This window comes from Streptococcus mitis, from assembly GCF_002096755.1.
Classification (GTDB): domain Bacteria; phylum Bacillota; class Bacilli; order Lactobacillales; family Streptococcaceae; genus Streptococcus; species Streptococcus mitis_AC.
Genome location: NZ_NCVF01000023.1, coordinates 132,521 through 139,373, shown reverse-complemented (window position 1 = coordinate 139,373; position 6,853 = coordinate 132,521). Strand labels below are relative to the sequence as shown.

8 protein-coding genes are annotated in these 6,853 nt (G+C 42.5%); 2 read left to right on the top strand and 6 right to left on the bottom strand.

Annotated elements, in window-relative coordinates; translation table 11 throughout:
- Positions 1 to 146: 146 nt before the first annotated feature.
- From B7700_RS06180 to mutL, 3 genes are read right to left on the bottom strand one after another with little or no spacing between them, the layout of a single operon-like run.
- Positions 147 to 710, bottom strand: a complete 564-nt coding sequence (locus B7700_RS06180) for a DNA-3-methyladenine glycosylase I (RefSeq protein ID WP_084887797.1) — start codon at positions 708 to 710, stop codon at positions 147 to 149.
- A gap of 9 nt (positions 711 to 719) precedes the next feature.
- Positions 720 to 1,313 (bottom strand): Holliday junction branch migration protein RuvA, encoded by a 594-nt coding sequence (gene ruvA, locus B7700_RS06175; RefSeq protein ID WP_084887795.1) that lies wholly within the window; start codon positions 1,311 to 1,313, stop codon positions 720 to 722.
- A 15-nt stretch (positions 1,314 to 1,328) separates the two neighbouring features.
- The gene (mutL, locus tag B7700_RS06170; protein ID WP_084887793.1) at positions 1,329 to 3,278 is read right to left on the bottom strand and encodes a DNA mismatch repair endonuclease MutL; all 1,950 of its coding nucleotides are present in this window, start codon (positions 3,276 to 3,278) and stop codon (positions 1,329 to 1,331) included.
- Between the two features lie 206 nt (positions 3,279 to 3,484).
- Between mutL and B7700_RS06160 the strand changes: the two genes are divergently transcribed.
- Positions 3,485 to 3,925 (top strand): LytTR family DNA-binding domain-containing protein, encoded by a 441-nt coding sequence (locus tag B7700_RS06160; RefSeq protein WP_084887791.1) that lies wholly within the window; start codon positions 3,485 to 3,487, stop codon positions 3,923 to 3,925.
- Entirely contained in the window at positions 3,922 to 4,380 is a 459-nt protein-coding gene (locus tag B7700_RS06155) for a DUF3021 domain-containing protein (protein ID WP_084887790.1), read from the top strand. Before B7700_RS06160 ends, B7700_RS06155 begins: the two co-directional genes overlap by 4 nt.
- Before the next feature lie 47 nt (positions 4,381 to 4,427).
- On the opposite strand, the gene nrdI is transcribed toward B7700_RS06155, so the two are convergent.
- The 3 genes from nrdI to B7700_RS06140 all read right to left on the bottom strand — a co-directional run bounded on the left by nrdI (position 4,428) and on the right by B7700_RS06140 (position 6,850).
- Positions 4,428 to 4,892, bottom strand: a complete 465-nt coding sequence (nrdI, locus tag B7700_RS06150; protein ID WP_084887788.1) for a class Ib ribonucleoside-diphosphate reductase assembly flavoprotein NrdI — start codon at positions 4,890 to 4,892, stop codon at positions 4,428 to 4,430.
- Between the two features lie 77 nt (positions 4,893 to 4,969).
- Complete coding sequence (locus tag B7700_RS06145) at positions 4,970 to 5,503, bottom strand: ABC transporter permease (protein ID WP_023946835.1); 534 nt, start codon at positions 5,501 to 5,503, stop codon at positions 4,970 to 4,972.
- Positions 5,504 to 5,563: 60 nt separating this feature from the next.
- Complete coding sequence (locus B7700_RS06140; protein ID WP_084887786.1) at positions 5,564 to 6,850, bottom strand: response regulator transcription factor; 1,287 nt, start codon at positions 6,848 to 6,850, stop codon at positions 5,564 to 5,566.
- Positions 6,851 to 6,853 lie beyond the last annotated feature (3 nt).

The following is a 6,853-nucleotide window of genomic DNA, read 5'->3' as shown; positions in this document are numbered from 1 at the left end:
GTTCATAGATCTGAACTTTATCATCATAACTCAATTTCATAATAAAACACCCCAAAAGTTAGATTTTTTCTGTCTAACTTTTGGGGTGCAGTTCAAATTTCTCAGCTTTTTTCTATATTCTCAGATATGCTAGTTACCTGTACATACTAACGACCGCTTTTCCACTCACAATCATTCTCATGGTCATCAACTAGCCCTGCAGCCTGTAGAAAAGACAAGACGACGACTGGGCCTGTGAACTTGAAGCCTCGTTTTTTGAGATCTTTGGCTAACTTCTCAGACAGAGGTGTTTTAGCTGGGGCTTGGCGGTAATCGGGAACATCGTTAACGATCGTTTTCCCCTCAACAAAAGACCAAAGATAGGCATCAAAAGAGCCGTACTCTGCCTGTAGTCGTAGAAAGGCTTGGGCGTTAGCGCGTGTAGCAAAAATCTTGGCTCTATTTCGGATGATGGCTGGATTATCCAGCAAGTTTTCCAATTCGGTGTCGGTCATCTCTGCGACCGCTTGAATTTGATAGCCATGAAAGGCTTCTCGGAAAGCTTGGCGTTTGTTAAGTACCGTTTCCCAAGACAGGCCCGCTTGATAGGTTTCCATACACAACAACTCAAACAATGCTTGATCATCATGGAGGGGCTGCCCCCACTCCTCATCATGATAGGCTATATAGAGCGGATTGGTCATCTTGACCCACGAACAACGTTTTGTCATGCTCTGCTCCTATTTGACCAACATTTTAAGGGCCGACTTGATATAGTTCTCAGCTGTATCTGTCGTTCCTTCAAAGAATTTCTTGATTTTCTTGAGCTCTGTTGCCTTGTAGCCCAGAGCCAACATGGCTTCCATAGCTTCTTCCAATTCTTGGTTTTCAGCGCTTGCTTGCACTGCGACCTTGGCAGGAAGGTTATCACTAGATACGACAACCTTGCCTTCCAAGTCCAGCACCATCTGCTGGGCTGTTTTCTTGCCAATTTTAGGGAACTTAGTCAAGTAGGTGATGTTCTTGGTTTCAACGGCTTGAACCAAGCCAGCATTGTCATCAGCAGCGATAATAGCAAGAGCTGATACAGGACCAATCCCAGAGACCGAAATCAGACTGAGAAAGAGCTTTTTCTCGTCTTCTGAGCGAAATCCATAAAGCAGATGAGCGTCCTCACGCACGACTTGATGAACATAAATCTGAGCCTCCTGATTAACCTGACCTGAATAGGCATAAGGATTGGCCACATGCAAAATATAGCCGATACCATTGGTTTCAAGAACAATGTATTTAGCAGTAATTTTGGTAATGATTCCTTTTAAATATTCGTACATAGTTTTCCTTTTAGTTTAATATTTCCCCAACTCACGGAGACTGGTGTGATTTTCCTGAATCCGTCGGAACATCTTTTCCATATCCGACTTGGTAAAATGCACCAAAACAGGACGTCCGTGAGGACAGTTATAGGGATTGTCACATTGAGAAAGTTGATAAAGGAGCTGTCTGGCCGAATGGTCATCGATACGATGATTAGCCTTGATAGACCGTTTGCAGGACATCATGATAGCTAGCTCTGCTCGGTATTTCTTGATAGAAACTTCCTTGGTCAAGAGGAGCATGTCGCACATCTCATAGATGCCTGATTCAATCTCTTCTTCTGCCATCCAAATAGGATGTTCACGTAAGATAAATTGATTTTCTCCGTACTCTGCTAGAAAGACTCCAACTTCCTCCAAAAGTGCCATTCTTTCCTTAAGACGAAGGGCATCATCCGCTGGAAATTCAAAGATATAGGGCACTAGGAGTTGCTGCTGGCTCTGGTCAACATTGCCAATGCTTTCACGATACTCCTCGTACTTGACCCGTTCCTGCGCCGCATGTTGGTCTATGATGTAGAGCCCATCTCGCCCTTGGGCAAAGAGATAGGTCCCATGCATCTGTCCGAAAAATTCCAATTCTGGAAAGCTTGATGATTCTTCTCGCTCCAGCTTGTCATAGGCCTTATCAAGACTAGCTAGGTCTAACTCTGGATGGTCTAGTTGGTCATAGTTAGCAGGCTTTCTCTCTGCAAAATGCAGTTTAGCTGGCTTGGTCAATTGGTCCAAGGTTTCCTTGGCAAACAGGGTCAAATCCTGCCCTTCATCAGTCAATTCAACCTGATAATCAGCCACCTCAGCTTGACTGGATCTTATCGGCTCTGTTTGCTCATAGTAGAGCATATTTTCTTTGAGTGGGAGAATGGTTTGCTCCACCTTCTCACGATTGCGCACAGCCGATTTGGCAAGATTTTCCAAGGCATCTGGTATCAGGGTTTGTTCCTTGAGACTGTTTGCAATAGCTTCTGAAACCAGGGTCATCAGTTCCTTTTCCTTGGAAATCCGCACTTCTTGCTTGGTTGGGTGCACATTGACATCCGCTAGATAAGGGTCGATATGAATGTGAATGACAGCCAGTGGAAAACGGCCTACCATAAGCTTACTGCCATAGCCGTCTAGAATTGCACGATTGAGCAGGAAATTCTTTATATAACGGCCATTGATGAAAAGACTGATATAGTTGCGGTTGGCTCGAGTTAACTCAGGTAAGGACACAAAACCAGAAATTTCGAAATCTAGGTCAGAATTCTCAATTTCAATCATCTTCTTGGCACTCGCCAAACCGTAAATCCCTGCAATAGCTTGACGCAGTTGTCCAGTCCCTGCTGTCCGCGTCATTTCCTTGCCATCACTGATTAAACTAAACGAAATTTCAGGATGGGCCAAGCCCAGACGATTGACAATATCAATAATATGAGACAACTCCGCCTGCTGGCTCTTCATATACTTGAGGCGGGCAGGCGTGTTGAAAAAGAGGTCCTCCACACAAACCTTGGTCCCCATAGGACTAGTCGCTGGGATGACTTCTTCTACTTCTCCCCCACGTGCGACGAGCTTAGTCCCATGACTCGCACCATCCACCGCCGTCAACAGAGTCAGTACACTGACAGACGCGATAGAGGGCAGGGCTTCACCACGAAAACCAAGCGTCCGAATTCGAAAGAGGTCTGCTTGATTTTTTATCTTACTAGTCGCATGGCGACGCAGGGCCAATTCCACCTCATCGTGGGCAATTCCATGACCATTATCTGTGATTTGAATCTTCTTGAGACCAGCTTCCTCAATCTCAATGATAATCTGACTAGAGCCAGCATCAATGGCATTTTCTACCAATTCTTTGACCACACTGGCAGGACGTTCAATGACCTCTCCTGCCGCGATCTGGTTTGCCAGCACCTCTGGCAATTCAATAATATGAGACATCTTCCAGCCCCTTTCTGTATCTATTTTCCTAGAAATTGATTAGTGCTATTATACCATATTTCAGATAGGACAGAAAAGCAAGCACCACATAGGAGCCAAATCCCTCCACATAGACAAAGTCCCTTGCCAGGTGTCGTAAAATAGTGTTTAATAAAAGTGTACAAGAAGTGATCACAATTTTGTATGAAAAACAAGGAGAGAAATTTATGAAAGTAGAACTACAGATTAGTGAGACTTACGAAGAGGAAAGACTGATTGTCCAAGCACCTCAGCCGACAGAAAAAGTCCAAAAAGTCATCGAGTTCGCAGAAAATCTGGACCAAAGAGAAAAAATCAAAGGGAAAATCGAAGATCAGGTCTATCTAATTGAGATTGGCAATATTCAACGCTTCTATATCGAGAATCGGAAGGTTCTAGCAGAAACAGCAAGTCAGACCTACAATATTGATTTACGGCTCTATCAGGTTCTTGAACTTTTGCCAAGCAATTTTATCCAAATTTCCCAATCAGAAATCATCAATATCAACTCCATCTCTCATCTCAAGCTCACCCCCAACGGTCTGGTAGAAATCTTTCTAAAAAATGAAAGCTTCACCTACTCTTCACGCCGTTACCTAAAAACCATCAAGGAGAAATTAGAACTATGAAAAAACAAATCTTTCACGACGCAACTGCTGGTGTCCTCATCGGCCTCATCCTCTCTATCCTCTTTTCACTCATTTATGCACCGAGTACTTATGCCCCGCTAAATCCCTACTCTCTCATCGGCCAAGTCATGATTCAACATCAGGTTCACGGTGCCCTGGTCTTGCTCTACTGCACACTTATCTGGTCAGCTATCGGCATTCTCTTCAACTTTGGCAACCGCTTATTCAGCCGTGACTGGAGCATGCTCCGTGCCACTCTGACTCATTTCTTCCTTATGCTTGCTGGCTTTGTCCCACTAGCAACCCTGGCAGGTTGGTTCCCCTTCCACTGGATCTTCTATCTCCAGCTTATTATCGAGTTTGCGATTGTCTACCTCATCATTTGGGCTATTCTCTATAAAAGAGAAGCTAGAAAAGTAGACCACATCAATCAACTCTTGGAGCATAGAAAGTAAGGGCTTTGATAAAACTGCTTGGAATAATAAAAAAGCCAAGCCTAAGCTCAACTTTCCAACTCATACAAATCTGCTATAATTGCAGCCACATGCTTGATATCTCCCAGCATGCCTCGCATTTCAAAGTCAGCTAAGACAGGGAAGCCAAAACGTTGACTGTATTGCTTGGCTGTCAGGCAGTATTGGTTATTAAAGTTGCGATTTCCTGAACCAACTACGCCAAAACACTTACTAGCATTGTCACCATAGGCGATAAAATCTCCCACTGGTGTCGTCAAAATCTCTACATCTCCGTTATCCACGCCATTCCCACCTTCTAGGTAGGTTGGCAAAAAAGCGATATAAGGGTGTTCCATCTCATAAAAATCTTGGCCTTCCTTGACTAAGTCCTTGATATGAATCTTTTGAACTTCAATCCCCTCATACTGGGACAAGAGATAGTCTTTCAGGCGTGTCACAAAACTCTCAGTATTCCCACTCAGACTGATATAAACTAAAGAAATTGTCTTCATATTTACCTCCATGATTTTATCTATAATCGAAAAATAACTACCAAGATTGTAACTTGATAGTTATTTTTTGTCAATACTTAGGCAAGTTCTTCTGTTTCCTCTTCTTCAGCCAAGGCTTTTTGCTGACGCCATATCTTGTAGAAGACAAGGGCTAGGAAGAGAACATTGATGACGATATAGAAAATGCTGACAGCTTTTGAACCAATACCCATTGTCAAACGAATAGTTTCATCTTGAACCAGCTGCAAAGCGTCTTGTAAAGTCACATAGGTATAAATCGAACCAATAATGGCTAGCAAAACATAGCCGACATAAGTATAGTTTGCATACTGCAAATTCTTACGAACAAGGAATACAATCGCTACTACCACTAAAATAGCAGATAGTACAACCAAGGCCACATTAAAAATAGAATGAGATGCTTCTGCCACTCTATAGCTAAAATTAATGCTATCTTCTACCTGCTGAGCACTGACCCCTGCAACTTGTTTTTGAGCAGCACGAAGGACTTCTTTACTAGGCAAGGGCTTCAAAAGTTCAAACAGAGACGTAGCTGAAATAAGGGCAGACAAGATGAGCAAGACCCATAGATAAATTGGTTTCTTTTTCATGATAGAACCTCCTGATGTTATTATTGATATTATAGCACTTTTTGTAAAGGGATACAAATATTATAGTGTAGTTTCTACCTGTTTTCGGTAGGCTTTTGGTGATTTTCCGCACAATTTTCGGAACACTTTATAGAAATATCCAACATTACTGTAACCAACAGCATAACAAATATCTTCGATACTGTCACTAGTCGAAAGTAAGAGCTGCTGGGCAGCCTTAATGCGTTGTTTATTTAGTAACTCTGCGAAGGTAGAATTGGTTTCTCGCTTAATCAACTGACCCAGATAGACAGGATTGATAAAAAGATCCTTACTGATATCCTTGAGGGAAAGTTCTTTTTGATAATCACGCCCAATGACTTCTAGCACACTAACCACATTTTCATTCATTCGATATTGCCCAAAGAATCGGGTCAGAGTTTCCTTGATATAAGGAACCAATTCATCAAAGGTTTGAATAGCATGAATCGTTTTGACAATGTCCGTCATATCATCAGCTTTTAGGTGTTCAAACAAATGAAAGACATCCATGACAAACTGGATAAAAAGCTGTTTGGTAATGGGAACACGCGGCGTATTTTCAAGAACCACCTTCTCCAAAAGGTTCAACTCTTCCACGATTTGATTGAGATTCCCCTGAATGATAACCCTATAAATCGGTTCATAATAGGCAAAGAGACTCTCAGACTGTTTTAGATTTACAGAACCGTAAAAGAGGGCTTTCTCAGCATTCAGCTTCCAGCGTTCAAAGTGTTCTTGATAAGGAGCTTCAAAGGGAGTAACGACTAAACCATCTAGGGGTTGATCAGAAATAAAAATCTGCCAGTCTTTACCCAAGACATAGTAGGGAATGGTGAAAGAACCTTGTTTTTCCTTGGATAGACCTATCCACCAATTCTCCTTATCCCCTAAATAACTAACAAATCCGGCCTCATCTAAATCTTGACTAAGGGTCTGACTTTTCTTCCCTCTCTCGCCGAGCTGACCTGCAATCTTCTCTAGCAGATTACCCAACTCTACCTTATCAACAGGCTTAACCAAATAGTCCACCACACTAAGGTTCATTGCTCTTTTTACATAATCAAACTCCTGATAACCTGAAAGCGGGATATAGGCTGCATCTGGTAAGATTTCTTTCATCTCCCGAATCATATCAAGCCCTGTTTTGTCGGGCATATTGACATCTGAAATGATGACATCGATGGGATTTTCCTGAACATATTCTAGGGCTTCATCGGCATGATTGGCTGTTGCGACGACCTCCATATCCCACTTATCAAAGGGAATCAAACGTTTCAGACCTTCTGTCACCATGTACTCATCATCTACTAATAATACTTTATACATTTT